The sequence below is a fragment of the Streptomyces sp. NPDC056527 genome (assembly GCF_042794475.1).
GTDB lineage: Bacteria > Actinomycetota > Actinomycetes > Streptomycetales > Streptomycetaceae > Streptomyces.
Genome location: NZ_JBHTTQ010000084.1, coordinates 1 through 26,342, shown reverse-complemented (window position 1 = coordinate 26,342; position 26,342 = coordinate 1). Strand labels below are relative to the sequence as shown.

Sequence of the window (26,342 nt, the reverse complement as noted above, 5' to 3'; positions counted from 1 at the left end):
GTGCTAGGACCGGGAAGGCCGGGAGCGGGCACTCGCGAGGACAGCGCGCGTCCGAGTGCGGAGTCCCCCCTTCCACCCGGCACCCAAGAGGATGAAGGAACTGCCCGACAGCCGCGCGCTGAGGAATCCTCCGGAAACGGTGGACCGAAGCATCATGCGCAGAATCGCCCGCTCCGCCCGGAGCCGGAGGCGGGAACCTTCCGCGCGCTTGAGGTCGAGCAGACGGGCGAGCAGCTCCTCCGCCTCCGTCTGCCGCTCCTCTCCCCAGGCACCGAGCGCGGTGATGTGCGTCCAGGCCACGAGTCCGCACGGTCCGTCGCCGACCTCGATGGCCAGGGCGACGCAGCGCTCGAAGAGCCTTACCGCCTCCTGCTCGTGGGACTGCTCCTGAGCTCGGCGCAGGGTGAGGACGGCGAGGTCCCGCAGCGCGTGGACTTCGTCCTGGGTGTCGCCGGAACCCCTGCCGAGCAGCGACAGCGCCTGCTCGTAGTGTCCGGCGGCACGCTCCGCGGGCGTCTCCCGTGTCGTTTCCCCGGCCGGCATCCGCACCGCGACCTCGCCGAGAAGGACATGGAGGGTGGCCTGCCGCTCCTCGTCGCCGAGCGCGCGGCGGATGTCGAGCGCCTCCGTGAAGTACGTCCGCGCGTCGGCGAACCGTGTCTCGTCCAAGGCGAGATGCCCGCGGCAGTTCAGTGCCCCGGCGGTCGTCTCCGGCTCGCCGAGCCGTCGTCCGAGCTCGATCTCCGCGCCGAAGCAGGCATCTGCCTCGTTCCCCCGCCCGACCCGCGCGTGGAAGTGTGCGCGGGCATGCAGCACGCGGCTCCGCAGGCGGAGGTTCTCCTCGCCCCTGGCGATCTCCGCGGCCTGCGCCAGGAATCGCTCTTCCTCCTCACGCCCCTTCTCCAGACGTGCGATCTCGGCGAGTTCGAGCAGGCCGTCCGCCTCCGAAGCCGGTTGGCCGCGCTGCCGGTAGAGCTGGATCGCCTGTTGCATCAGCGGCTTCGCCTCCCGGGGGCGATCCGTCAGCCGCAGCAGGGTGGCGAGGTTGAACAGGATCGGTGCCTTGAGCCATTGATCCGCCGAGTCCGTGAACTCGGCGAGGACGGCTCGGTAACGCCTCTCCGCCTCCTCTCCCCGGTCCGTCTCGCGCAGCAGGGTGCACAGCCGGTTCACCGTGTCGCATCCGGGGCCGAAAGCGTCCTCCTGCCGGAAGAGTTCGATCGCTCCGAGGTAGAGCTGTTCCGCCTCGTCCTGCGACGCGCGGTCGTCGGTGAGCACGATCGCGAGCCCCCGCATCGCATGGGCTTCGTTGAGTCGGGACTCCAGGGCGCGCCACTCCGCCAGTACCCGGCGATACAGTTCCTCGGCGCGTTCGAGCCCGCCCTCGAGGCCCGCGTACACCTGCGCCAGGATGTGGAGAGCCTGCGCGGCTTCCACCTTGTCGCCGAACTCCTCCAGCAGGGCGCGGGCCTCGTCGAGCAACGGCAGCGCCGCCTCACGGTCCGATCGAGCGCGGAGCTGCCCGAGATCGAGGAGCAGCGCCCCCGTGGCGCGCTTCCGGCCCAGTGAACGGAACAGGCTCAGGGCCTGCTCGTACAGCTCCTCGGCCTCGCCGGTCCCCTCCACGTGGGCGATCGAGGCTCTCAACTCCAGCGCCTTGGCCCGCCCCCGGTCGTTGCCCGTTTCCCGGAACGCGTCGACGGCCTGTCGCGCCAGCGACTCGGCGTCGTCATGCCGGTCCTGGTCGAACGCGATGCGCCCGGCGTTCAGCGCCGCCACCGCGGCGAGCGCCGGGAAGTGCCGGAAGGCATGCGGTGCCTGCTCGGGGGAGGTGACGATCTCCGCGAGGCGCAGACTGCCGTCCATGTCGTCGGCCCGCCGCAGCTCCCTGTGCCGCTGCCACCAGCCGTCGACGCAGCCGTCGTCGCCCACGGCGAAGCGGTGGTAGGCCTCCTCCAAGAACGCCTCGCGATCCGCGAAGTACCGCGCCGCGCGCTTGTGCAACGCCTCCCGATGTGTGGGCTCCTCGTGCTCCAAATACGTCAGGATCGCCAGACGCACGAGATCGTGAAGGCGGCGTTCGGAACGTCCCTGGGGGTCCTGGACCACGCGCATGAAGGAGTACCCGCACAGGGTCTCGTACCAGTCCGCTGAGAGCTGCGTCCCTTCCAGGAGCACGCGGACCGGTTCCTTCGAGACGCTGCGCAGGGTCGCCGCCGCCATGACCACCCGGCGCTGTTCTTTCGGCAGGCGGCGCAGGAACTGGTTGGGAAGCCACTCGTGGGCCGCCCGCCCGGCGGCCGCCTCGGACAGCCACTGCGGGGTGAGGGCCTCGTCCGGGCCCTCGCGCTCGGCGCCACCGTCCTGGCGGGCCAGCTCGGCGACGAGCGCGGTCCACACCGGGACGCCCCGGCACACCGCATGCACGGGGCGGCTCAGTTTCCTGGGGTCGAGGCCACAGGACGCCAGATACGCGGAGGTGTGCTCCGGCCCCCACTCGGTCAGCTCGACGCGCTCCGCCACGATGCCGGCCGGCAGGTGGTCCACCGGTTCACGCCCGGCGAGGACCACGCGCAGCCCACGAGCCTCCGCGAGCAGGCGGGGTAGCAACTCTGCGGCGAACCACTGGGCGACACCTCCGAGCCGGCTGCCGTGGACCGCGATCGCCGCAGCCGCGGAGTCCGGGGACTCGGCCGTGGTCTCGGCGAGCAGCCGCAGCCGTTCACTGGTGTCCAGGAGCAGCACGCACGGGCGGCGGCGCAGCCCGCGCGCCAGCCGGCACAACTCGTCGACGAGGACGTCTCGGTGGACGGAGGTACGGTCCTGGCGGGCGTCGATATGGATGGAGGCCCCGGAGATGGAGCTGCTCTCGGCGGCCTTCATCTGAGCGTCCACGTACGCCGGAGCCGGTGCCGAGGCGGCCCGCAGGCGTGCCCGGAACCGGTTGTACCGGCGACGGGCGAGATACGGCCGCGCGGACCAGTCGGCGATGACCCGGGCCATGCTGTCCACCAGCACGGTCGCCAGGTCTCGACCCAGATCCGCGGCAGGGGAGTCGATCGCGAGAAGCGGGTCCAGGTCGATCAGCTCGCATCGGCGCGGGGCGTGGGGGCCGTCGTTGATGTGTCGCAACAGCGTCGACTTGCCCTGCCCCGAGACCCCCCAGTAGACGAGGGTGCGGGCCGTGGTGGATGTCGGCGCCATCAGCCGTCCGAAGGCCGCGAGTGGTTCCTCGCGATCGGTGAACACCCCGGCCTGGTCGCGCATCCCCGGTACCCCCAAGCTCGTCAACCTGGCTACCCACGAGGAGGGTTGGCGCCGCGGCAGATGGATGGAGCATCATATCCGCAGAGGCTGCCGCGCGGTCTGCGCGGTCCGTGTTCGAAGCGTTCACTGGAGGCGGGGATCATGGCGACGATCAGTCCGGGTGCGGGTGCGGCGCTGACGGTGGTCCTCGGCGCGGCCACCGGGTTCGTCACCAATCTCGTCACCGGAGAGTGGAGCTGGACCCTGGGCGCGGGTCTGGTCGTCCTCGTGGCGGCCGCGGCCGCGCTCGCCTGGTGGGACCGTACGCACGGCGCGACCTCGCCCCGCCGCACCAAGGTCCACCAGATCGTCACCGGCGGCTCTTCGATCTCCGGCGGATCCATCACGGCGCACAACGGTTCCGAGGTCACCGAGACCGCCGAGAACAGCGCGACGATCGAGCGCTCCACCATCGAGGCGGACGGCAGCGAGGTGGAGCGCAAGGTCGACGGAGGTCAGGTCAAGGACAACCGGATCATCGCGGACTGACGGCCCGGGGCCGCCACCCGTGCCCGTGGGGCGCGGCCCCAGGCGGATGCCCCTCGGCCTTCGCGGCTACTCGGCCTTCGCCACGCCGATCGGGCAGGACACCCCCGTGCCGCCGATTCCGCAGTAGCCCGCCGGGTTCTTGTCCAGGTACTGCTGGTGGTATCCCTCGGCGGGGAAGAGCGTGCGGCCCTCCGCCGGGAGGATCTCCGTGGTGATCGTGCCGTAGCCGGAGCCCGTCAGGACCTGCTGGTACGCGGCGCGGGAGGCGTCCACCGCCGCCGCCTGGGCGGGGGAGTGGGTGTAGATCGCCGAGCGGTACTGGGTGCCGACGTCGTTGCCCTGGCGGAAGCCCTGGGTCGGGTCGTGGGACTCCCAGAAGAGCTTGAGCAACTGCTCGTACGAGACCTTCGACGGGTCGAAGACGACCCGGACGGCCTCGGTGTGGCCGGTGAGGCCCGAGCAGACCTCCTCGTAGGCCGGGTTCGGGGTGATCCCGCCCTGGTAGCCGACGAGGGTCGTCCAGACGCCCTCGGTCTGCCAGAACTTGCGCTCGGCGCCCCAGAAACAGCCCAGGGCGAAGTCGGCCACCTCAAGACCCTCGGGGTACGGGCCGAGCAGCGGGTTGCCGAGGACGGTGTGGCGCTCGGGCACCGTGAACTCGGGCTCCGGGCGGCCCTTCAGCGCCTGCTCGGGCGTGGGGAGGACGGGGGTGCGTGACAGGAACATGCGGCTTCTCCTCGACGGTCGGCGTTAGCCACAACGCCCGGGGCCCGGGAGGGATTCCCCCGGGCCCCGCCCCGGCGCTCCGACGCCTCCCAGCGGCGTGCCCCGCTCACCGCCCTGTCGCGCCACGCGCCCTCTCCACGGTCAGACCGCCGACCCGTTGGCCACGCACTCGTCGCGCATCCGGCAGAACTCCTCCGCCGCATCGCCCTTGTAGCGCCAGGGGATGAACGCGCCCGCGTGGCCGTCCACCCGGCGGAACTGGTCGAGCGCCTCGTCCCACCGCTCCTGCAGGTACAGGTAGTACGCCAGCAGATGGCGGACCTCCGGCAGTCGCGGGTGGTCCGGGTCGGCGGCGGCCACGTCGGCGAGGACCGCGTCGACCGTCGCGTACATCTCGGGGGTGCGGTCGACGTCGGCCGTGTCCGAGTCGTCGTGCTCGAAGTGCGCGATCAGCGGGAACACCGACATCAGCGTCCCGGCCGGGGCCTCGGCCGCGGCCCGTACGGCGAAGGCGCGGGCGAGCTCCTCGGAGCCGCGCCACTTCGCGCACCAGTACTGCAGCGCCGAGAAGGTGGCCTCGTAGTGGTGGGGGGCGCGGCTGGTGATCTCCTTCCAGACGCGGTGCATCTCCTCGTGCGGGTGTCCGAGGCCGATCGCCGTCCAGATCTCGCCCACGTACGGAGTCGGGTCGTCCGCCGGCGCCAGCGCCGTGGCGCGCGTGTGCTCGTCGCGGGAGCGGAGCAGGGTGCGGCGGAAGCCCTCGAACTGCTCGTGGGAGGTGTACTGCGCGCGCTTCGCGCCCCGGACCTTCCAGGCCAGGAACACGGTGCTGCGCGCCCGCAGCAGGGCCGCGGTCGGGTCGTCGGGGTGAGCGGCCTCCCACGACAGCAGCCAGGCGTCGTCCTCGGCGGCCACGTCGGCGAGCCGTTCGCAGAAGTGGGCGCGGAGCTCCCAGTCGCCGTTCGACGCCGTGCCTTCGAGCAGCTCGGCGGCGGGCTGCCAGTCACCGGCCTTGGCCGCCGCCATGGCGACGGTGAGGGCCGGCTGCAGCGGCGCGGGCAGTTCGGTGTTCTGGCGCTCGGGCGGCAGCAGCCCCAGCGCCGAGACGCGCGCGGCGGTCTCCTCGGCGGCGGCCTCGGCGGCCGGGTCGGAGCGCAGGCCCTCGATCGTGCCTTGGACGATGGCCTTGAGGAAGTAGAGCCCGAGGGCCAGCACGCCCAGGACGAGGGGGGTAAGGACGATCCAGAGGATGATCACGGTGACTTCGTCGGCTTTCTGCGTACGGGGGTCGAGTACGGGGGCGAGGAGGTTCAGGAGGTGTGGAGCAGCATGCGGAGCGGGCCGGTGTCCGGGCGGTCGGTGACCGCCGCGTCCAAGGCCGCCGGGAGCTCGTCCGCGTAGCCGGGCGGCAGACGCAGGCTCGCCTCGGCCGCCCAGGAGAGCTGCCAGCGCGCCCTGCCGTCCTCGATGAGGGCGTCGGTCACCAGCCGGGACAGGCCCCGCCGCAGCACGGGCCGGGCGAACTCGCGGGCGGCGCGGCCCGTCGCGGCACCGGCCTGCTCCGACCTCGGAAGCAGGTCGCTGATCGCCCAGGCCTTTCCGGCGTCGATCGCGTCGAGCAGAGCGTTCAGGGCCGCGCGCGGCCCCGCACCCTCGGCGACCGTCCCCGCCACCTCGGCCGTCGCGCGGCGCACCGGCTCCGCCTCACGCACCGAATGCGCGCTCATCGCCTCGTGCACGAGGTCCGCCCACGCCACCCGGCGCATCCGCAGCGCGGCCGCGGTCAGCGAGACGTCCTCCACCGCGGCGAGCGAGCGTTCCGGCGAGGCCAGCAGGGAGAGCGAGGGCCGCGAGGGCGCGGCGCCGCGACCGTCGTCGGGGAGGGCTTCGAGCAGGGCGACCCGTTCGGCCATCGGCGGGTGGGAGTCGTACGGGGAGGCGGGGCGCGTCGGCAGGTCGTACCGCAGGTCGTCCAGCTCCTCCGCGCGCGCGGCGAGCAGATGCCGCACTCCGCCGATCACCTCGCCGTGCGGCGGCAGCAGTCCGAACTCGGCGCCCAGCGTGGCGTAGGAGTCGAGGAAGAAGCCGTTGGCCGTCTCCACGACGACGATCTCGCGCAGCGCCGACGCGGTCGCGTCGCGGCCGGCGATCCGGGCGGCCGCGACGTCGGCTGCGAGCTCCTGGCGGCGCGAATCGGCCTGTGTGGCCCGCAGGGAGAGCCGTCCGTACGCGGTGTAGATCCGGGCCATCGTGCGGAAGGTGAAGCCCACGCCGGTGGTGTCGATCTCGTGGGCCTTCTTGCCCTTGGCGATCCGCTTCGCGGCCTTCTTCTCCTGCCGTGCCGTTTCCTTGGCGACCTTGCCGCCGGCCTTCGCCTCGAAGTGCGCGACGGTCCGTTCGACCTGGACGCGGCCGCGGGCGGTGATGCCGGAGAGGCGTGTGTCGGCGTGGGTGAAGTGCCCGAACTCGTGGGCGAGGACGGCCCGCAGCTGTGCCTCGGAGAGCCCGGCCATGAGCGGGAGGCCCAGGTAGAGGCGGCGCCGGCCGCCCAGCAGGCCGAGGAGCCGGGAGTCCTCGCTGACGGCGGCGTTGACCTCGCCGGTCAGCCGGATCTCGTTCGGCGCCCGGGTGCCGACCTGTTCGGCCAGCTCCCGCACGGTCTGCCAGAGCCGCGGCTCGTCGGCCTCGGAGACGAGGACACCCGTGCCGATCTCGTCCTGCGGGGTCCGCAGCATGAGCATGCCGCGGACGATGGGAACCGCGAGGACGGCGGTGACGACGTAGAACTTGAGTGCCCAGGGGCCAGGGGCCCAGAGCGTGGCCGCCCAGTCGATCAGACCGAGCACGGCCAGCAGGGCGATGCCGAGCAGATGGAAACCGGCAAGCAGGACGAGGGCGCGCAGCGCGCGCAGAGAAGCGCCCATCGGGCAGAGTTCCCCCACGGAGAAAAGGTGATCGGTGGTGCTGTGGGGGGAAGCGGAGTATCACCCATCGACGCGTGTGCCGTCCACAGGGAAAGGGCGCCCGACCTGCGCGTCCGTACCGGGAGGGGCCGCATCGGGCCTCCCCGCCCGACCTGCGGGTCCGTACCGGAAGGGCCGCATCGGGCCTCCCCGTACGCACGCCGGTCCGGTACGGATCCCGGCCTACGGGAGGCCCGCCCGACGCCGGTCCCGTACGGATCCCGGCCTACGGGAGGCCCGCCCGACGCCCTTCCCGTACGCCTCCCCGTGCCGATGGCCCTCCCCGCGGACCCGCCGCCGCTAGTGCGGCAGCGTCGCCGGGCTTCCGCCGTTCGCCTCGTAGCCGGCCACCGCCAGGTTCCGGTACACGGTGTACTCCGCCGCCGGGTCCTCGCTCAGGGTCCACGGCAGCGCGCCGACGTGGCCGTCCACGTGGACGAGCTGGTGCATCGCCTCGGACCAGCGCTCGGCGCGGACCAGGAAGAGCACCAGCAGATGACGGACGTGCGCGAGCATCGGGTCGTCGGGGCGGGCGGAGTGGACGGCGTACAGCGCGCCCTCCATCGCCTTCCTGACCACCTCGGTCCGGTAGAAGTCCTGGACGATGACGATCTCCGGCAGGTGCTCGTACACCGCGAACAGCGGCAGCGCGGCCAGCAGCGAGCCCTGCGGTGCGCGGGCCGCGGCCGCCGTAGCGAAGCGGTCGGCGTCCGCGCGCGAGCCGTGCCACTTCTCGCACCAGTAGTGCAGGGCGGCCAGGTGCGCCCCCATGTGCTGGGGGGCGCGGTCGATGATCTTCGCCCAGACCTGGTCGAACTCCTCGTGGCTGTAGCCGAGTCCGCGGGCGACGGCGAGCCGCACGATGTACGGGACGGGGTCGCCGGGGGCGAGCAGCGCCGCCTCCTCGCTCACCTTCTTCGCCTCTTCGAGGATGATCCGGAAGTCGTCGGTGCCGGCCGCCGAGGAGCGCCACGCCTGCTGCACCAGGAACTCGGCGTGTACGGCGGCCCCGCCCGGGTCCTTGGGCGAGTCGGCGCGCCAGGCGCGCAGCCACGCGCCTCCGACGCCGGGCTTCTGCTGGAGCTCCAGGGAGGCCGCGCCCGCGAACGCCTGGACGCGCTGCCAGCGGACCTCGCCCTCCTTCTCGGTTCCGGCGAGGAGCTGCGCGGCAGCCCGCCAGTCCTGGGTCGCCTGGACCACGTCGAGGACGTCGAGCAGGTCGGTGTCAGGGCCCGGCATCCGTACGTCCTGCTGCTCCTGGCGTGCGAAGCCGTACGCCTCGGGGTCCGCGGCGTCCGGCGCGCCGGGTGCCACCTGATGGATTCCGACGGCGCGGCGGCGCCGCAGATACGGAGCGAGGACCGCGAACAGCAGCCCCATCGCGAGCAGGAACCAGAGAATCTCCATGGGTCCATTGTCCAGGACGGCCCGCGCGCCCCGTGAGCCCCGGGACGAGCCGCGGACGACTCGGGCGGCTGCCCCGGAGCGGGCCACGCTATGAGACACCCGGTGAGACGTCGGCGGCGGTGGGCCGTGCTCAGGACTACGCTCCTGCCTCATGAGCGACGAGCACACGCACCAGAGCTTCGAGACCCGCGCCATCCACGCGGGCAACACGGCCGACCCGCTGACCGGCGCGGTCGTCCCGCCCATCTACCAGGTGTCCACCTACAAGCAGGACGGCGTCGGTGGGCTCCGCGGCGGTTACGAGTACAGCCGCAGCGCCAACCCGACCCGTACCGCCCTCGAGGAGAACCTCGCGGCTCTGGAGGGCGGCCGGCGCGGTCTCGCCTTCGCCTCCGGGCTCGCGGCCGAGGACTGCCTGCTGCGGACGCTGCTGGCCCCCGGCGACCACGTGGTCATCCCCAACGACGCCTACGGCGGCACCTTCCGGCTCTTCGCCAAGGTCGTCCAGCGCTGGGGCGTGGACTTCTCGGTCGCCGACACCTCCGACGTCGAGGCCGTGCGCGCCGCGGTCAACGACCGTACGAAGGTGATCTGGGTCGAGACCCCGTCGAACCCGCTGCTCGGCATCACCAACATCGCGGCGGTCGCGGACGTGGCCCGTACGGCGGGCGCGAAGCTGGTCGTCGACAACACCTTCGCCTCGCCCTACCTCCAGCAGCCGCTCTCGCTCGGCGCGGACATCGTGGTGCACTCGCTGACGAAGTACATGGGCGGCCACTCCGACGTCGTCGGCGGCGCGCTGGTGACGGCCGACGAGGCGCTCGGCGAGGAACTGGCGTACCACCAGAACGCGATGGGCGCGGTGGCCGGTCCGTTCGACTCGTGGATCGTGCTGCGCGGCATCAAGACGCTCGCCGTCCGCATGGACCGGCACAGCGAGAACGCCGGCAAGGTCGTCGAGATGCTGACCCAGCACCCGAAGGTCACCCAGGTCCTGTACCCGGGGCTGCCGGAGCACCCGGGGCACGAGATCGCCGCCAAGCAGATGAAGGCGTTCGGCGGGATGATCTCCTTCCGCGTCGCGGGTGGCGAGGAGGCGGCCGTCGAGGTCTGCAACCGCGCCAAGCTGTTCACGCTGGGTGAGTCCCTGGGCGGCGTGGAGTCGCTGATCGAGCACCCGGGCCGGATGACGCACGCGAGCGTGGCGGGCTCGGCGCTGGAGGTCCCGGCGGACCTGGTCCGGCTCTCGGTGGGTATCGAGAACGTGGACGATCTGCTCGCGGACCTGCGCCAGGCGCTGGGCTAGCGGCGCCGGGCCGGGGCGGACGCCCCTGGCCTCGTACGGTCGGCCGGGCGCTCTCGACGAGGGCGCCCGGTCAGGCCGGGACCTTCTCGTCCTCGAGCGATTCGCGGATCATCGTGCGCAGGTCGATGCTGTCGGTGTGCCCGTGCACCGAGACCGCGTGTTCGGCCGCGGCCTGTACGACTTCCTCTTCCTCACCGGTGATGGTGAGCGTGCAGTTCATGATGCTCGGGGTCTTGCGGCAGTCGGCGACTTTCCTGGTCATGGCGGCCTCCTGGGTCTCTTCCTTCCAGGCTAGGGCCGTCGTCACCAGCCTTCGAGCGGTGGCGTGGTCTCCGACGGCGGTACGTGCCAGGGCTCGGCCACCGACGCCCACACCGCGAAGGCCAGCACGGCGGCGGCCAGCAGCACCCACAGCGCCCGGCGCACCGCCCGGCCGCGGTGCAGCAGCCGGGTCCCGCGCTCGACGGCCCGCGCGGCCAGGTCGCCCGGGACCTGCGGATGGGTGCTTCCGAGCATCCGCCGGACCTCGTCCTCCTTGCGCTCGTGCCGGGTCACGAGGCGACCTCCCCCTGCCGGTCGGGCCGGTCGGGACCGGCCTGCCCGCTCCGTCGGTCCCGTAGGGCGGAGACGGCGCGGGCGCAGACGGCCCGGACCCGTTCCTCGGGCAGCCCGAGCAGGGCCGCGGTCTGCTCCTCGGCCACCCCCTCGTACAGCCGGAGCACCAGGACGAGACGTTCCTGCGGGGTGAGCGCGGAGAGGACCCCGCCCCGGCCGCGGTGGTGCCGCCAGGCGGTACGGGCGAAGCGGGCGGCGAGGTCGGCGCGGGTGCGGTCGTACGGATCCTCGCCGCGCAGCCGGTCCCAGTGGGCGTAGGTGTGCGCGAGGGAGGCCGTCAGCAGCGCCTGGGCGCGCGGGTTGCGGGCGCGGGTCTCGGCGGTGAGCAGCGTCGCGGCGTGCAGGAGCCGCCCCGCCGCCCCCGCCACGAATGCCTCGAACTGGCGGGTGCGGTGGTGCCGTTCGCCTCCCTGGCCGCCCCCTGGGCCGACCTGTCGATCTCGCACGTCCTCATATGAGGACAGGGCGCTGCCCGGGTCAAGAGGTTGCGGAGGACTCCGTGTCCGCGGCGGGCGGCAGGCCCGACTGGCGGGCGGACAGAGCCGAGTTGAAGCGGGTGAGCAGCGTGCAGAACGAGTCGCGCTCGTCCGCCGTCCAGCCGTCCGTCACCTGCGCCATCAACTCGCGGCGGGAGGCGCGGACCTCCTCCAGGCGGGCCAGCCCGCGCGGCGAGAGCTGGAGCACGACCGCACGCCCGTCCTCGGGGTGCGAGGTGCGCTTGACCAGGCCGGTGTCGACGAGCGGGGCGACCTGGCGGGTGACGGTGGACGAGTCGATGCCCATGCCCGCCGCGAGCGCCTTGACGCCCATCGGGCCTTCCTGGTCGAGCCTGTTCAGGAGCAGATAGGCGGCGCGGTCCATCGAGTTGCGGAGCTGCCCGGTGCCGCCGAGGCGAGTCTGTTCGGCTCGGCGGGCGAAGACGGCCACCTGGTGCTGGAGGGCATCGAGGAGACCGGGGTCAAGCTCAGTCGTCATGTCCTGAGATGTGGGCATGGCTGTGGGGGCTCTCTCGTGCGGTGGTCGGTTGGTGGGGGACAGAGTACGCGGACCTTCGAGGGTCCGTACCTGCGCTGCGCAAACCCGCTGCATGCGGGCGGCCCGGGCGGCCACGGGGCCCGTGAGCTGCGAGACTTGCTGTCATGAGCTTCCGTAGGCCAGACCCCTTGCATCATCTGATCCTCGACGATGTGCGCGGGGCGCAGAAGATGCTCTCCGGGGTGGCCAGAGTGACCGCGATGGAGGGCAGTCGCTATCTGTCCTCGCTGGTGGGGGCGCCTGTCCACCTCAAGTGCGAGAACCTTCAACGAACGGGTTCGTTCAAGCTGCGGGGCGCGTACGTACGGATCGCGGGGCTGCGCCCCGAGCAGCGGGCGGCCGGGGTGGTCGCCGCCTCGGCGGGCAACCACGCGCAGGGCGTCGCGCTGGCCTCCGCTCTTCTCGGGGTGCGTTCCACGGTCTTCATGCCGGTCGGCGCCCCGCTGCCGAAGGTCGCGGCGACCCGGGAGTACGGCGCCGACGTGCGGATGCACGGCCATGTCGTGGACGAGACGCTGGCGGCGGCGGAGGAGTACGCGGCGGAGACGGGCGCGGTCTTCATCCACCCCTTCGACCACCCGGACATCATCGCCGGGCAGGGCACCGTCGGTCTGGAGATCCTGGAGCAGTGCCCGGAGGTCCGCACGATCCTGGTCGGGGTCGGCGGCGGTGGGCTGGTGGCCGGCATCGGGCTGGCGGTGAAGTCCGTACGCCCCGACGTGAAGGTGATCGGTGTGCAGGCGGAGGGCGCGGCCGCCTATCCGCCGTCGCTGAGCGCCGGACACCCGGTGGCGATCGAGTCGCCGGTGACGATGGCGGACGGGATCAAGGTGGGGCGCCCGGGCGACGTGCCGTTCGCGATCGTGCGGGAGTACGTAGACGAGATCCGTACGGTCTCCGAGGACGCGCTCTCCTCGGCCCTGTTGCTCTGCCTGGAGCGGGCGAAGCTGGTGGTCGAGCCGGCCGGCGCGAGCCCGGTGGCGGCGCTGCTGAGCGATCCGAAGTCGTTCGCGGGCCCGGTGGTCGCGGTCCTGTCCGGAGGGAACGTGGACCCGCTGCTGATGCAGCGGATCCTGCGCCACGGCATGGCGGCCGGGGGCCGCTATCTGAGCCTGCGGCTGCGGGTGACGGACCGGCCGGGCGCGCTGGCGACGCTCCTCGCGGTGCTGACCGTGGTGGACGCGAACGTGCTCGACGTGAGCCATGTACGGACCGATCCTCGCCTCGGGCTGACGGAGGCGGAGGTGGAGCTGCACCTGGAGACCAAGGGGCCGGAGCACTGCGAGGAGGTCGAGGCGGCGCTGCGGGACGCGGGGTACGTGGTCCTGGCCTAGCCCTTGTCGGCTCGCGATGTATCGCGTTAGCGTGTGGCCGGGGTCACAAATTCGGTGGGCGGCGGTCGCCGTTCAAACCTAAGCTTGGGTGGAAAACGCCCAAATCCCTGGGAGAACCCACATGCCAGGCGCGATCTACGCCGAGGGTCTGGTGAAGACCTTCGGCGACGTACGAGCTCTGGACGGCGTCGATCTCGACGTACCCGAGGGCACGGTCCTGGGCCTGCTCGGCCCGAACGGCGCGGGGAAGACGACGGCCGTGCGCGTCCTGACGACGCTGCTCCAGCCGGACAGCGGGAAGGCGGTCGTCGCAGGGATCGACGTCCTCAAGCACCCGAACGAGGTCCGCCGCTCGATCGGTCTCTCCGGTCAGTTCGCGGCCGTCGACGAGTATCTGACGGGCCGCGAGAACCTCCAGATGGTCGGCCAGCTCTACCAGATGGACGCCAGGCGCGCGAAGGCCCGGGCGGGCGAACTGCTCGACCGCTTCAACCTCTCGGACGCCGCCGACCGCACCGCCAAGACGTACTCCGGCGGTATGCGCCGCAGGCTCGACCTCGCCGCCGCCCTGGTCGTCTCGCCGCCCGTGATGTTCATGGACGAGCCGACGACGGGCCTGGACCCGCGCAACAGGCAGGCGCTCTGGGAGGTCATCCAGGAACTGGTGGCGGGGGGTACGACCCTGCTCCTGACGACCCAGTACCTCGAGGAGGCCGACCACCTGGCCGACGACATCTGCGTCATCGACCACGGCAAGGTCATCGCCCGCGGTACGTCGGACCAGCTCAAGGCCCAGACGGGCGGCGAGCGTGTCGAGGTCGTCGTCCACGAGCGGGAGATGATCGCCCCGGCCCGTGACGTCCTCGGGCGCTACGGCCTGGCGGGCATAGGCCACGGCGAGGTCTCCGTCGAGAACCACACCCGCAAGCTGACCGTCCCGGTCACCGGCGGCGCCAAGCTGCTCGCCGAGGTCATCCGCGACCTGGACACCGTCGGTGTCGAGATCGACGACATCGGTCTGCGCCGACCCACCCTCGACGACGTCTTCCTCTCGCTGACCGGCCACACGGCCGAGCGGGAGGAAGAGGAGAACGGCGGAGGGCCGCAGGACGCCAAGGCTCGCAGGCGCGACCGGAAGGAGGTGGCGAAGTGACCGCGGTGAACGACGCCGTCGCAGTTCCCAGGCCGCGCGGCCGCATCTCCCAGTCCGTCAACGACTCGCTGGTCGTCGCCAAGCGCAACCTGATCCGGATGACCCGGATCCCGGAGATGATCATCTTCGGGATGATCCAGCCGATCATGTTCGTGGTGCTGTTCAGCTACGTCTTCGGCGGCTCCATGAACATCGGCGGCTCGACCTCCCCGCAGGTCTACCGCGAGTTCCTGATGGCGGGCATCTTCGCCCAGACCGTCACCTTCGCCACGGCCGGCGCGGGCGCGGGCATCGCCGACGACATGCACAAGGGCCTCATCGACCGCTTCCGCTCCCTGCCGATGGCCCGCGGAGCGGTCCTCACCGGCCGCACCCTGGCCGACCTGGTGCAGACCACCCTCACGCTCGTCGTCCTCGCGATCGTCGCCCTGCTCGTGGGCTGGCGGATCCACGAGGGCGTCCCGAAGGCGCTGGGCGCCTTCGCCCTGCTCCTCCTCCTCGGCTACGCCTTCTCCTGGATCGGCGCCCTGATCGGCCTCTCGGTCCGTACTCCGGAGGCGGCGACCTCCGGCGGGCTGATCTGGCTCTTCCCCGTCACGTTCATCTCGAACGCGTTCGTGGACTCCAGCCAGATGCCGTCCTGGCTGCAGCCCATCGCCGAGTGGAACCCGTTCAGCGCGACCGTCCAGGCCTGCCGCGAACTGTTCGGCAATCCCGGCGTCTCCCCGTCGGACGCCTGGCCGATGCAGTACCCGGTGTGGGCCTCGCTGATCTGGTCGGTGCTGATCATCGTGGTGTTCCGGACGCTGTCGGTACGGAAGTACCGCTCGGCGACGGCCTAGGGCAGATAGCCGGAGACCACCAGGCCGTCGGAGAGGGCGAGGAAGACCGCCCCTCCGGCGGCGAGGGCCTCGGGGGCGACCTCGGGTTTGTAACCGTGCGGAAGGACGGCGGTGAAGGTCTCCTCCCGGTCGTCCGGTCCGGGGCCGGACACCGGGAGCGACTGGACCTCGTTCTTCCTCGTGGACAGAACGCGGTCGCCGGCGAAGTAGACCCCGTCCGCGGGTCCCCCCACGCCGAAGACGAGGGTGCTCCACCGCTTCCGGCCGCTCTTCAGCTCGTACGTCGTCAGGTTCACACCCCCCTCGACCACGGCCACGACCCCGTCCGCGTTCACCGCCGGCCCCGTGGTGACCTCCGTGCCGAGCGTCCGGACCACCCGGAGCGTTCCGGCGTCCAGGACGGGCACGCCGCCGCCGGCCGTCGTCCCCGAGCAGAGGACGAACTCCTCGCGGACCGCCACCACCGCGCCGCAGCCGTCCGTCCCGCGTGCGCTCTCCCTGCCCGTCCGCATGTCGAGAGCGACGGGTGCGCTGCCGAGCGGCACGAACACCCGGCCACCGGCAGCCACCGGCCGCTCGGGGAGCGCGTCGAGCTTCGTCCTCCACAGTTCCCCGCCGGCGTCGTCCAGCTTCACCGCCGTGGCCAGCCCGGTCCGCTCGTCCGCCACGTTGATGAACGTGGAGTAGAGGACGCCGTCGACCAGGTCGGTGCCCTTGACCGCCCATTCGGCGCCCGGCGACGGAACCCTGCCCTTCTCCTCGCCGTCCTTCAGTCCGTACGCGACCACACCGTCCGGTCCCGTGACATGGACCTTGTCCCCGGCGACGGCCGGGTACTGAGGCGCGGAGCGCAGCCCGTCGCCCCGGCCCGGCGCCGACCACAGCTTCTTGCCGTCCGCGGCGCTCAGCCCCAGCGCCGCGCCCCCGGAACCGGTGCAGACGAGGACCTCGGGGGAGAGCGCGCAGGCGTCCATGCCCTCGTCGACCTCCGCCGACCAGGGAGACCAGCCGGCCGGTCGGGAGCCCCGGTCCGTGGCCGCCTTGCCGAAGTCGCCCGTGTGCCCCTCGCCGCCGTACGGCAGCACGACCTGGCTCAACGTGGTCGGCTGTCGGGTGCCCGTGCCGGACCCGGTGGTGGGGGTGGCCGAAGGCCCGGCAGCCCCGCCCGTGGAACCGGTCCGCCCGTCGGTCCGGTCGGCGATCACCACGCCCACCGTCGTGAGGACCGCCACGGCGACCGCCCCGGCGACGATCCGCCCCCACGGGCGGCGGCGCGACCGCGGTGCCTCCGCCGTGGGGCGGTAGCCCGCCGCCGTGGGCGAGTAGGGAACCACCGGGCCGATCGTCGGCAGATCCGCCACGCCCGCCCCGGAGGCCGCCGCCTCACCGATCCGCCGCGCGGAATCCCCGTACTCCGCCAGCAACGAGAGCACGCCGCCCGGCCACGGGAAGGCCGCCGGCACCTCGGCCCCCAACAGCTCCACCAGCTCCGCCGCCGACGGCCGCTCCGCCGGGTCGAGCCGCAGGCAGCGCTCCACCACCGGCCGCAACTCCGTCGGCACACCCTCCAGTTCGGCGTCGGCCCGGCTGATCCGGAAGACGACCGACGCCATCTCCTCGTCGTGGAACGGCCCGCGCCCGCTCGCCGCGAACGCCAGCACGGCGCCCAGGCAGAACACGTCCGACGCGGGCACGACCGCCCGGCTGCCGATCAGATGCTCGGGCGACATGAACCCCGGCGAGCCCACCACCAGACCGGTCGAGGTCAGCGCCGTCGCCTCGAAGGCATGCGCGATGCCGAAGTCGATGAGCTTGGGCCCGTCGGCGCCGAGCAGCACGTTCGCGGGCTTCAGATCCCGGTGCAGCACCTTCGACCCGTGCACGGAACCCAGCGCCCGCGCGAGCGCGGCGCCCAGCGCCGTGACGGCGTCGACCGGCAGTGCGCCCGCCCGCGTGACCGCCTCGGCGAGCGAGGGCCCGGGAACGTACTCGGTCGCGAGCCACGGCACGGCCGCGTCCGCGTCGGCGTCGACGAGCAGCGCCGCGTACGGGCTGTTCACCGCCCGCGCGGCGGTGATCTCGCGCCGGAACCGGGTCCGGAAGTCCCCGTCGACCTCCAGGTCCTCCCGCACGGTCTTCACAGCGACCATCCGGTGAGGATCGGCCGTCGGCTCGTCCGCCCGGCTCGCCAGGTGGACCTCGCCCATGCCGCCCGCGCCCAGCCGGGCGAGCAGCCGGTACGGGCCGACGAGACGTGGCGGCTGCCCGGCGGGCAGTGCTTCCAGCACGGAAGTCGTCCTTTCGATGCGCTGCGCGGGTCGATGCGCTACCTGGGAAGTTCGACGGCGGCGAGAACGCCCTGGTCGTAGACGATGTAGGCGATCCCGCCGACGGGCAGCACCTCGGGGGGACGGATCATGTCGGCGAACGGAGTCTCCATCCCGGGCTCCTTCTCGACGCGCGGTCCCGGCGCGCCCGGCACAGGAGTGGTCCTCAGCCCCGTCGGCCTGCCGTCTGCTCCGAGTCGCACGGTGTGGAGCGCGGAGTAGTCGGCCCACACGACCTGGTCACCGGCGAGCAGCGGCGACGACAGCGCCTGCGCGAGTCCGGAGGGCGCGGCCTTCGTCGCGTACGAGCCGAGCTGCTTGCCGTCCCTCGGATCGAGGACCTTCAGCCCGCTGTCGAATCCGACGACCGCGTTCGGACTGATCACGTCGGGGCTCAGCGCTTCGACGGAGGCGGGCAGGCTGCCCTTCGACGCGAGCGTCCCGGCATCGAGGAGATGCATCCGCATCTCCGCATTGGCGAAGTGCGGGGTGCTGACGCAGTACGCACCGGTGCCGAGGACCTTCAGCAGCTCACAGGCCTCGGCCTCGTCGTCGACCTGCCCCCGGACGGCACCGGACTTCCCGTCGTACGCGATCAGGCCGGCGTCGGTCAGGGCGTACACCGTGCCCTTCGCGTAGGCCACGGGCTCGAATTCCTTGATCTCCGAGCGTGGGATGTCGCTGTTGGTGAGCGCCTTGGACCACAGCGCCCTGCCGTCCGCGAGGGAGAAGGCGGTCATCCCGACCTTCTGCAGGTCGACCTCCTCCGTGGTCTTCGTCGCGGCGAAGACCACGCCGTCGGCGACGATCGGACGGCTTGCCTCGCCCTGCGAGCCCAGGGCCTCCTTCTCCCAGCGCACGGTGCCGGTCCGTGCGTCCCGCACCTGGAGGCGGTCGCCGGAGGCGATGACCACCACCTTGTCGTGGACGACCGGGCGCGCCGTGTCGCCGGCGATGAAGACGCCGCCGGTGGGCCCCACGTAACTGAGGTCGTCCCGCTCGTCCTCGACGAGGTCGGCGTCCCACAGCTTCTTCCCGCTCGCGGTGTCGACCGCCTCGTACCGCCCGTCCACCGTCCGGCAGACCACGACCGCCTCTCCGGCCGAGCAGCCGAACGCCGGCGCGGTCAGCTTCGCCTGCCACGGCTTCCAGCCGGCCGGCCGCTGCGCCGCGTTCTGCGGTACGACCCCCGAGGCATCGGGCAGCCCTCGGTCGTCGACACCGGCGATCCGGGGTACGGCGGGCGGCGGGGCGGCCGTGACCGGGGGCTTCTTCCCCTCCTCCGGCCACAGCAGGTACGTCCCGACCCCGCCGGCCACCACCGCGAGGGCCACCACGGCCGCGACCGGCGCGCGGCGCCGCTTCCTCGGGGCCTCGGGCCGGACGGACCCCACCGGCGGCATCGTCGGCAGCTGGTCGATCCCCGGGGAGGGGGCCGGGGCCGGCGCCGCGACCTCCACCAGCGGACCCCCCGCCGCCACCAGCTGCGCGAGCTCGCGCCCGTACTCCCCGATGTGCTCCCGCACGCCCTCGGGCCACGCGGGCCGGCGTGCCCCGCCCAGGAGCTCCGCCAGCTCGGCAGGGGAGGGCCGCTCGGCCGGGGTGAGGCGCAGACAGGCGCCGATCGCCTCGCGCAGCTCCTCCGGCACACGGCTCAGGTCCGCCTCGGCCTGGGAGACGCGGTAGAGGACGGCCGCCACGGGGCCGTCGCCGAAGGGGTCCTCGCCGGTCGACGCGTAGCAGAGGAGCGAGCCCAGGCAGAAGACGTCCGAGGCGCCCGTGACATGGCGCGCCCCGGCGACGTGCTCGGGCGACATGAAGGAGGGGGTGCCGACCATCATTCCGGTGGCGGTCATCGTCGTGGCGCCGTTGCTGCGGGCGATGCCGAAGTCGATCAGGCGGGGCCCGTCGACGGACAGCATCACGTTGCCGGGCTTGAGGTCGCGGTGCAGGACCCCGGCCGTGTGCAGGTCGGCCAGCGCGCGGGCGATCCCGGCGCCCAGCTGCCGTACGGTCGCCACCGGCAGCGGACCGCCGCGCCGTACGGCCTGGGACAGGCTCGGTCCGGGAACGTACGCCGTCGCCAGCCACGGCACCTCGGCGTCCGCGTCCCCGCCCTCCGGAGCGGCCGCCCAGTCGCTCCGTACGAGCCCGGCGACCTTGATCTCGCGCCGGAAGCGGTCACGGAACGCGGAGTCGCCGGCCAGATCGCGCCGTACGGTCTTCACGGCCACGAAGGTGCCCTCGCCGGGCAGCCGGCCCAGGAACACCTCGCCCATGCCGCCGGCGCCGAGCCGCGCCAGCACCTCGTACGGTCCGATCCGCCGCGGCGCGCCCTCGCGCAGTGGTCCCAGCACGCGTGTCATCCCCCCTGTGACGTGACGTCAGGTCCCGATCATTACATGTCCATGAAAGGCGAAGGGCCGGACCCCCGAGGGGGTCCGGCCCTTCGACGGAAGGATCGGGCTCAGCCGGTGTACGGCTTGGCGCTGAGGATCTTCACGGTGGCCTTCTTGCCGTTCGGCAGCTCGTACTCGGCGTCCTCACCGGCCTTCTTGCCGTGCACACCGACCCCGAGCGGGGACTGCGGCGAGTAGGTCTCGATGGTGCCGCTCGCGTACTCGCGGGAGGCGAGCAGGAAGGTCATGGTGTCGTCCTCGTCGCCGTCGAAGGCGATCGTCACGACCATGCCGGGCTCGACGATGCCGTCGTCCGCCGGCGCCTCGCCGACCTTGGCGTGCTCGAGCAACTGGGTCAGCTGGCGGACCCGGAGCTCCTGCTTGCCCTGCTCCTCCTTGGCCGCGTGGTACCCGCCGTTCTCGCGCAGGTCGCCCTCCTCGCGCGCCGCGGCGATCTTGGCGGCGATCTCGGTTCGCGCGGGACCAGACAGGTACTCCAGCTCGGCCTTGAGCTGGTTGTACGCCTCCTGGGTGAGCCAGGTGACGTTGTCGCTGGTCTGGGTCACAGGTGCTCCTCGTAGGTACTGGGAATACAAAGCATCGCCCTACCCAGAAGGATTGTCCTTCCTGGGCGGGCGAAACCACGAGCCTAACAATTAGTGGCGAAAAGGGGGAGGACATAAACCATGAAGATGGCGTCACTCCTGGTCAGCGCGGGAAACGGAGTTCGACACACCACCCGCTCCCTACCCACAGCTACTGGGGGGTACACCCCACGAGCTCGGCGCTCGTCGCCCGCGCGGTGGTCCGGATGGACCAGACCCGGTCGACCCGGTCGGCGGCCTCGTCGACCTTCACGTCCTTGCGGCCCACCTCGGCCCCGTCCTCGGAGCGTGAGCGCAGCGTGCAGACGCCCGTGACGTCGGCGTCCTTGCGCACCTCCAGGTGCACCTGCACCTCGGTGTCGCTCACCACGTCGAACTTGATCATCTCGGCGCTGATCCTGCTCTCGCCGACGTAGTGCCAGCCGAACCAGCCCACGACGCCGAGGAAGAGCGCTCCGAGCACGGCGCCGGCGATCTTGAGCTTGCGGTCGGCGCGCTCGTCCGCGGAGCGGCCGTAGCGCCCCTCGGGCAGCTGCTCTCGCACCGCGCTCATGATCGATCCTCTCGCCGCCGGGGCACCCGGAATTTTCCGCCCCCCGGTTCCGTCACTATAGAGACCTCCCTTCGCGACGAATCACCGAGGACCGTGTCTTGACTGAGCAGCTGCGACTGATGGCCGTTCACGCCCACCCCGACGACGAGTCGAGCAAGGGCGCGGCGACGATGGCCAAGTATGTGTCCGAGGGGGTGGACGTGCTCGTGGTCACGTGCACGGGCGGCGAGCGCGGCTCCATCCTCAACCCGAGGCTCCAGGGTGACGCCTACATCGAGGCGAACATCCACGAAGTGCGCCGCAAGGAGATGGACGAGGCCCGCGAGATCCTCGGGGTCGAGCAGGAGTGGCTCGGCTTCGTCGACTCCGGCCTGCCGGAGGGCGACCCGCTGCCGCCGCTGCCCGAGGGCTGCTTCGCCCTGGAGGACGTCGACACGGCCGCCGGCGAGCTCGTCCGCAAGATCCGCTCCTTCCGTCCGCAGGTCATCACGACCTACGACGAGAACGGTGGCTACCCGCACCCCGACCACATCATGACCCACAAGATCACGATGGTGGCCTTCGACGGCGCGGCGGACGCCGAGAAGTACCCGGAGGCCGAGTTCGGCCCGGTGTTCCAGCCGCAGAAGCTCTACTACAACCAGGGCTTCAACCGACCCCGTACGGAGGCCCTGCACAACGCGCTCCTCGACCGGGGCATGGAGTCCCCGTACGGCGAGTGGCTGGAGCGCTGGAAGGAGTTCCAGCGCAAGGAGCGCGAGATCACCACGTTCGTCCCGTGCGCCGAGTTCTTCGAGACCCGCGACAAGGCCCTGATCGCGCACCGTACGCAGATCGACCCGGACGGTGGCTGGTTCCGCGTGCCGATGGAGATCCAGACGGAGGTCTGGCCGACGGAGGAGTACGAGCTCAGCAAGTCGCTGGTGCCGACCTCCCTCCCCGAGGACGACCTCTTCGCGGGCATCCGCGACAATGCCTGACATGAGCGCACACCTGGCACTGACCCAGCTTGTCCCCTTCGCCGCCGAAGAGCTGGACAAGAACAAGGTGACCCCCGGCGTCCTCGGGTTCGTCGTCTTCGCCGTGATGGCCGTGGCCGTCTGGATGCTGATGAAGTCGATGAACCGCCACATGGGCAAGGTCTCCTTCGACGAGGGCGCGGACCCGAAGGGCGCCACCCCCACGAAGAGCGGCACGGCCCCCCGGGAGTAGCGGCGGACCACCGCGAGTGCGGGTCCTCCCCCCAGGGGAGGACCCGCACCGCGGCGTCGCCTGGGCCCAGACGCCTGGGCTCAGACGGCCGGACCCCAGGCGTCCCCGACCCCAGGCGGCCTCACGCCACCTCCACCGGGACGCCCATCACCTCCCGGGCGTGCCGGTTCGGGACCATGCCCAGGTCCCAGGCCTGCCAGCCCGCGTCGAGCTGGACGCCCCGCTCCAGGACCACGGCGTACGCCTCCGCGCAGTCCTCGACCTTCCCGTCCCGCGTGGGGTGCCGGTCCTCGATCAGCCGCGCCAGCTCCTCCTGGGCGACGACCGTGCCCACCTCCGCGCCGCCCGGAGAGCCGTACGGGAGCAGCGTGCAGCGCAGGAAGCGGGCCCAGTCGGCGCCCCGCCGGTCGTCGTACGACAGGAAGAGGCCGGTGGCCTCCGCGCACAGCTCCAAGGCCTGCGCGACCTTCCCGTTCCCGGCGTCGACGATCGCCAGTTCCAGGCAGGTCCAGGCCTCGCCGTGGGCGACCCCGATACGGTGGAAGTCCGCCCGCGCGTCGACCAGCAGCTGCCGGGCGAAGCCGGAGTTGCGCAGATTGCCGGTCTGGGCCGCGCGCTGATCGCGGGTGACCCGCCCCGAGTGGTGCCGGGCGCAGGCGAGCCCGTACACGTCCCGCATCCGGGAGAACATCGTGCGCGCCCGCTCCAGCTCCCGGACCGCCTGATCCAGGTCGCCGCGCTCCTCCAGCGCATGCCCCAGGTAGTACAGCGTCCACGCCTCGCCGCGCGCGTCCTCCTGGTCGCGATGGCGGGAGAGCGCCTGCCGCAGGCCGTCGACCGCCGGCGCGATCTCGCCCTCGACGAGCCGGGCGCGGGCCAGCTGCGTCAGCGCCCACGCCTCGCCGCGCCCGTCGCGGGTGCGGCCGTACTGGTCGAGGGCCGCGTGCAGCTCGGCGTCGGCCCGCTCCACGTCGCCCATCCGCAGACACACCTGGCCCAGCTGGAAGTGGGCCCACGCCTCGCCGTGCAGGGACTCGTTCTCCCGGTGCAGCTCCAGGGCCGTGCGCAGCAGGGCCAGCGCCTCGGCCAGGTTCGCCCGGTCCCGCTCGACGGCCGCCAGGGCATGCAGGGTCCAGCCCCGGTCGGCGGCCAGCGACTCCGGCTCCTGGAGCGCCAGCGCCTCCCGCAGCTTCGCCGACGCCTCCGCCAGATTGCCCTGGTGGTGCAGGGTGATCCCGAGCGAGCAGAGCGCGAGCGCGGCCCCCGCGTCCTGGTGCGCCTCCTGGTAGAGCGAGACCACCGAGGTCAGCGTGGTGCGCGCCTTGTCGAGCTCGCCGAGCTGCCGGGCCGCGATACCGGTCCGCCACTGCACCGACCGGGACAGCAGCCCCTGACCGACCGCGTCGGTCAGCTCGTTGATCTCGCCGAGCCGGTACAGGTCGCCGCGCAGCAGGCAGTAGTCGCAGAGCGCGCCGAGCAGATTCAGTACGGTCTGCTGGTCGACGCCCTCGGCGTGCCGCAGCGCCGCCGTGATGAAGCTCGACTCGTCGTCCAGCCAGCGCAGGGCCGCCTCCAGCGAACCGAAGCCGTGCCCGCCGAAGCGGTCCGCGCGGGTCGACATCTTGCCGTCGACCATCCGGATCACCGCGTCCGCGAGCTCCGCGTAGTTCTGGATCAGCCGCTCCTGCGCCGCCGCGATCTCCGCCGCGTCCTCCTCGTCGTGGAGCCGGGCGGCCGCGAAGCCGCGCACGGAGTCGTGCAGCCGGTAGCGCTCTCCCCGGACGTGGTCCAGGAGCCCCGCGTCGGCCAGCTCCCGCAGCAGCCGGGCCCCCTCCTGCCCGCTCGCGCCGAGCAGCGCACCGGCCGCCGCCGCGCCCAGCGAGGCCCGCCCGGCGAGCGCGAGCCGCCGCAGCAGCCGCCGCCCGTCCTCGTCGAGATCGGTGAAGTACCGTACGGAAAGCGCCCGTTCGAGGGCAGCGGGTCCCCAGTCGGGACGGGCCAGCAGGTCCGCAAGATCGCTCATCGAACGGCCGCCCAGCGAGGAGCCGGCCACCCGCAGCGCCAGCGGCAGACCGCCGCACAGCTCCCGGATCCGCTCGAAGGCCTCGGAGTCGTACGGACCGGGGTCCGGCGCCTCGGCCGCCTCCCGCAGCAGCTCCTCCGCACCCGCCGCGTCCAGCGCCGCCACCGGCAGCCGGTGCACGGCCGCCGGCACGTCGGGCGCGAGGTCCAGCGGCTCCCGGCAGGTGACCAGGACCAGACTGTCCGAGCGCTCCGGCAGCAGCGTGCGGACCTGCTCCGCCTCCACCGCGTCGTCCAGGATCACCGTCACCGGCAGCCCGGTCAGATGCTGGTGATACAACTCCGCCAGCCTGCGCACCTGTTGCTCGGCCGAGGAGCGCTCGCGGAACAGCAGCTGCTCGCGCGGAGCGCCCAGCCGGTTCAGCAGATGCAGCAGCGCCTCCCGGGTCGACAGCGGCTTCTCGCCGCGCGTCCCGCCGCCCCGCAGGTCCACCACGCATGCACCGCGGAACTGGTCCCGCAGTGCATGCGCCGCCCGCACGGCCAGAGTCGTACGGCCCGAGCCCTGCTCCCCGTACAGCATCACGACCGTCGGCCGGGTCTGTGTCGACGCCCGGCCCGCCTGTACCCACTGGGTGATCTGGGCCAGCTCCGCGCGCCGCCCCGCGAACGGCCCGCCGGGGTCCGGCAGATGGCCGAACGACTGCTCCAGGACCGTCCGCCGGCGGGCCGCCGCGCTGCGGTCCGCGCCGCGCAACTGCGTCACGACCTTCTGCGGCGGCTTCTGCGTGCTCGCGATCAGCACGCGCTGCTGGTCGAGGAAGGGGCGCACGCCCCGTACCTCCAGCGCCGTCAGCCACTGCAGCCGCAGCTGCTCGGGCCCGCCCGGCTGACCCAGCGCGCCCGCGCGGCGGTGCGCGGCGGGCCAGTGCGCGGCCGTCACCTTCAGGACGGTCGCCGCCGCGCCCGCCACCGCCACCACGGCTCCGGCGCCGAGCGCCGTCCCGGCCGCCGTGCCGAGCGCCAGGTCCGCGCCGAACGCCGCCGCGGCGGCAACGGCCGTGACCAGCACGGGAGTTCCCACCGTCTGTCTGCTGAACCGATCCGCCAGGGACTGCCGCCCGGCCTCCGCCTCCTCCAGCGCACGCAGATACGTCTCGTACTCCTCGCCCGCACTCGTCGCCATGGTGTCCAGCGCGGCCCGACCGCGCGCCAGCAGTGCCGTGGAGTCGGAGCGGCCTCCGGAGCGCCGCACCTCCTCCTCCACGGCGCGTGCCAACAGCCGCTCGGCATCGGCCCGGTGGCTGTCCCGCATGTGCGTCCCCCTCCGAGAGCTTCCGGTTCCGCCGACAAGTGTCCTGCGTGACGCGCGTCGGCGCGAGGGAGCGGGGCGATCGGCCTCCCGAACGCCTGCCCCCCGACCCCGCGTCCGATGGCGTTCATCTGCCGAATACCGCGTCCGAGTGACGACCCGGAACCAATCCTTTCGCGGCCAGTTGATCAGCGTGCTTCGGCTAACGGAGCGTTCCAGGGCCCTCGAGCTCAAGAAGGAAGACTCGTGATCAAGAAGGTTCTTGCTACGGCGGCGGTTGCGGCCACGGTCGCCGGTATGTCCGCGACGACCGCGATGGCGGCCGGCAACGACGGCGCCAGCGCCAATCTCATCGGCAACCAGTCGAAGCAGTCCATCGGCAGCAACTCGACCGACGGCTACTTCAGCCCGAACTTCGGTCTCGTCAACGGCGGTGTCCTGCACTGCTTCGACATCCAGAAGCTCCAGGCGCAGGTGCCGATCGACGCCCTCATCGGCGTCGGCGTCCCGATCCAGGACGTCCTCGGCAACCCGCAGGCCAACCAGACCTGCACCCAGAACTCCGTGCAGCAGAAGGGCGACGACGCCCTGTCGCACATCCTGGGCGAGGTCCTCTCCCAGAACGGGAACGTCGGCGGCTGACGCCACCGGTTCCGCTGAAGCGGCCCCCGTGCACGCCTCACCCGGAGGGCGGGAACGGGCGGGTTGCGGATAATTTGCCCCCGACGCGCACCCC

The 26,342-nt window shown here is 72.3% G+C and carries 22 protein-coding genes; 8 read left to right on the top strand and 14 right to left on the bottom strand.

Features of this window, described 5'->3' with window-relative positions:
- Positions 1-3 precede the first annotated feature (3 nt).
- A complete protein-coding gene (locus ACFQ7Q_RS29200) occupies positions 4-3,267 on the bottom strand; it encodes a tetratricopeptide repeat protein (RefSeq protein ID WP_383560209.1) in 3,264 nt (1,087 codons plus the stop codon).
- A gap of 141 nt (positions 3,268-3,408) precedes the next feature.
- Here ACFQ7Q_RS29200 and ACFQ7Q_RS29195 point away from each other — a divergent pair, with 141 nt between their 5' ends.
- Entirely contained in the window at positions 3,409-3,795 is a 387-nt protein-coding gene (locus ACFQ7Q_RS29195) for a hypothetical protein (RefSeq protein ID WP_383560207.1), read from the top strand.
- 66 nt (positions 3,796-3,861) lie between these two features.
- Here ACFQ7Q_RS29195 and msrA read toward each other — a convergent pair whose 3' ends face one another.
- From msrA to ACFQ7Q_RS29175, 4 genes are all read right to left on the bottom strand, one after another.
- On the bottom strand, positions 3,862-4,521 hold the full coding sequence (gene msrA, locus ACFQ7Q_RS29190) for a peptide-methionine (S)-S-oxide reductase MsrA (RefSeq protein ID WP_383560206.1): 660 nt from the start codon (positions 4,519-4,521) through the stop codon (positions 3,862-3,864).
- 141 nt (positions 4,522-4,662) lie between these two features.
- The gene (locus ACFQ7Q_RS29185; protein ID WP_383560204.1) at positions 4,663-5,778 is read right to left on the bottom strand and encodes a hypothetical protein; all 1,116 of its coding nucleotides are present in this window, start codon (positions 5,776-5,778) and stop codon (positions 4,663-4,665) included.
- Positions 5,779-5,831: 53 nt separating this feature from the next.
- Positions 5,832-7,445 (bottom strand): M48 family metallopeptidase, encoded by a 1,614-nt coding sequence (locus tag ACFQ7Q_RS29180; protein ID WP_383560203.1) that lies wholly within the window; start codon positions 7,443-7,445, stop codon positions 5,832-5,834.
- Positions 7,446-7,784: 339 nt separating this feature from the next.
- Positions 7,785-8,891 carry a hypothetical protein gene (locus ACFQ7Q_RS29175; protein WP_383560202.1) on the bottom strand — a complete coding sequence of 369 codons (1,107 nt, stop codon included), beginning with the start codon at positions 8,889-8,891 and terminating at the stop codon, positions 7,785-7,787.
- Positions 8,892-9,042: 151 nt separating this feature from the next.
- On the opposite strand from ACFQ7Q_RS29175, the gene ACFQ7Q_RS29170 reads away from it, so the two are divergent.
- A complete protein-coding gene (locus ACFQ7Q_RS29170) occupies positions 9,043-10,197 on the top strand; it encodes a cystathionine gamma-synthase (protein WP_383560200.1) in 1,155 nt (384 codons plus the stop codon).
- A 70-nt stretch (positions 10,198-10,267) separates the two neighbouring features.
- Here the strand turns inward: ACFQ7Q_RS29170 and ACFQ7Q_RS29165 are convergent, their stop codons facing one another.
- From ACFQ7Q_RS29165 to ACFQ7Q_RS29150, 4 genes are read right to left on the bottom strand one after another with little or no spacing between them, the layout of a single operon-like run.
- Positions 10,268-10,459, bottom strand: coding sequence for a DUF1059 domain-containing protein (locus ACFQ7Q_RS29165; protein ID WP_383560198.1), 192 nt, complete (start codon positions 10,457-10,459; stop codon positions 10,268-10,270).
- A gap of 41 nt (positions 10,460-10,500) precedes the next feature.
- The gene (locus tag ACFQ7Q_RS29160; protein WP_383560197.1) at positions 10,501-10,752 is read right to left on the bottom strand and encodes a hypothetical protein; all 252 of its coding nucleotides are present in this window, start codon (positions 10,750-10,752) and stop codon (positions 10,501-10,503) included.
- Positions 10,749-11,258, bottom strand: a complete 510-nt coding sequence (locus ACFQ7Q_RS29155; protein WP_383560195.1) for a sigma factor-like helix-turn-helix DNA-binding protein — start codon at positions 11,256-11,258, stop codon at positions 10,749-10,751. Before ACFQ7Q_RS29155 ends, ACFQ7Q_RS29160 begins: the two co-directional genes overlap by 4 nt.
- A 31-nt stretch (positions 11,259-11,289) precedes the next feature.
- The gene (locus ACFQ7Q_RS29150; protein ID WP_383560194.1) at positions 11,290-11,805 is read right to left on the bottom strand and encodes a MarR family winged helix-turn-helix transcriptional regulator; all 516 of its coding nucleotides are present in this window, start codon (positions 11,803-11,805) and stop codon (positions 11,290-11,292) included.
- A gap of 146 nt (positions 11,806-11,951) precedes the next feature.
- Between ACFQ7Q_RS29150 and ilvA the strand changes: the two genes are divergently transcribed.
- The 3 genes from ilvA (at position 11,952) to ACFQ7Q_RS29135 (ending at position 15,176) form a co-directional block, all read left to right on the top strand.
- Entirely contained in the window at positions 11,952-13,181 is a 1,230-nt protein-coding gene (gene ilvA / locus ACFQ7Q_RS29145; RefSeq protein ID WP_383560193.1) for a threonine ammonia-lyase, read from the top strand.
- 121 nt (positions 13,182-13,302) lie between these two features.
- A complete protein-coding gene (locus tag ACFQ7Q_RS29140; RefSeq protein ID WP_383560191.1) occupies positions 13,303-14,334 on the top strand; it encodes an ATP-binding cassette domain-containing protein in 1,032 nt (343 codons plus the stop codon).
- Positions 14,331-15,176: an ABC transporter permease gene (locus ACFQ7Q_RS29135; RefSeq protein ID WP_383560189.1), complete on the top strand. Its 846-nt coding sequence runs from the start codon at positions 14,331-14,333 to the stop codon at positions 15,174-15,176. Before ACFQ7Q_RS29140 ends, ACFQ7Q_RS29135 begins: the two co-directional genes overlap by 4 nt.
- Here ACFQ7Q_RS29135 and ACFQ7Q_RS29130 read toward each other — a convergent pair.
- From ACFQ7Q_RS29130 to ACFQ7Q_RS29115, 4 genes are all read right to left on the bottom strand, one after another.
- Positions 15,173-17,464: a protein kinase gene (locus tag ACFQ7Q_RS29130; protein WP_383560187.1), complete on the bottom strand. Its 2,292-nt coding sequence runs from the start codon at positions 17,462-17,464 to the stop codon at positions 15,173-15,175. The genes ACFQ7Q_RS29135 and ACFQ7Q_RS29130 overlap by 4 nt on opposite strands.
- A 38-nt stretch (positions 17,465-17,502) precedes the next feature.
- On the bottom strand, positions 17,503-19,869 hold the full coding sequence (locus tag ACFQ7Q_RS29125) for a protein kinase (protein WP_383560185.1): 2,367 nt from the start codon (positions 19,867-19,869) through the stop codon (positions 17,503-17,505).
- Positions 19,870-19,970: 101 nt separating this feature from the next.
- The gene (gene greA, locus ACFQ7Q_RS29120) at positions 19,971-20,468 is read right to left on the bottom strand and encodes a transcription elongation factor GreA (protein WP_383560183.1); all 498 of its coding nucleotides are present in this window, start codon (positions 20,466-20,468) and stop codon (positions 19,971-19,973) included.
- Between the two features lie 190 nt (positions 20,469-20,658).
- Positions 20,659-21,060, bottom strand: a complete 402-nt coding sequence (locus ACFQ7Q_RS29115) for a DUF4307 domain-containing protein (RefSeq protein WP_383560181.1) — start codon at positions 21,058-21,060, stop codon at positions 20,659-20,661.
- A gap of 98 nt (positions 21,061-21,158) precedes the next feature.
- On the opposite strand from ACFQ7Q_RS29115, the gene mca reads away from it, so the two are divergent.
- A complete protein-coding gene (gene mca, locus ACFQ7Q_RS29110) occupies positions 21,159-22,040 on the top strand; it encodes a mycothiol conjugate amidase Mca (protein WP_383560179.1) in 882 nt (293 codons plus the stop codon).
- Entirely contained in the window at positions 22,033-22,272 is a 240-nt protein-coding gene (locus ACFQ7Q_RS29105) for a hypothetical protein (RefSeq protein WP_383560177.1), read from the top strand. The genes mca and ACFQ7Q_RS29105 overlap by 8 nt, the downstream gene beginning before the upstream one ends.
- Positions 22,273-22,393: 121 nt before the next feature.
- On the opposite strand, the gene ACFQ7Q_RS29100 is transcribed toward ACFQ7Q_RS29105, so the two are convergent.
- Positions 22,394-25,609: a tetratricopeptide repeat protein gene (locus ACFQ7Q_RS29100; RefSeq protein WP_383560176.1), complete on the bottom strand. Its 3,216-nt coding sequence runs from the start codon at positions 25,607-25,609 to the stop codon at positions 22,394-22,396.
- Between the two features lie 243 nt (positions 25,610-25,852).
- Here ACFQ7Q_RS29100 and ACFQ7Q_RS29095 point away from each other — a divergent pair, with 243 nt between their 5' ends.
- Entirely contained in the window at positions 25,853-26,248 is a 396-nt protein-coding gene (locus ACFQ7Q_RS29095; RefSeq protein ID WP_383560175.1) for a rodlin, read from the top strand.
- The last annotated feature ends 94 nt before the right edge of the window (positions 26,249-26,342 follow it).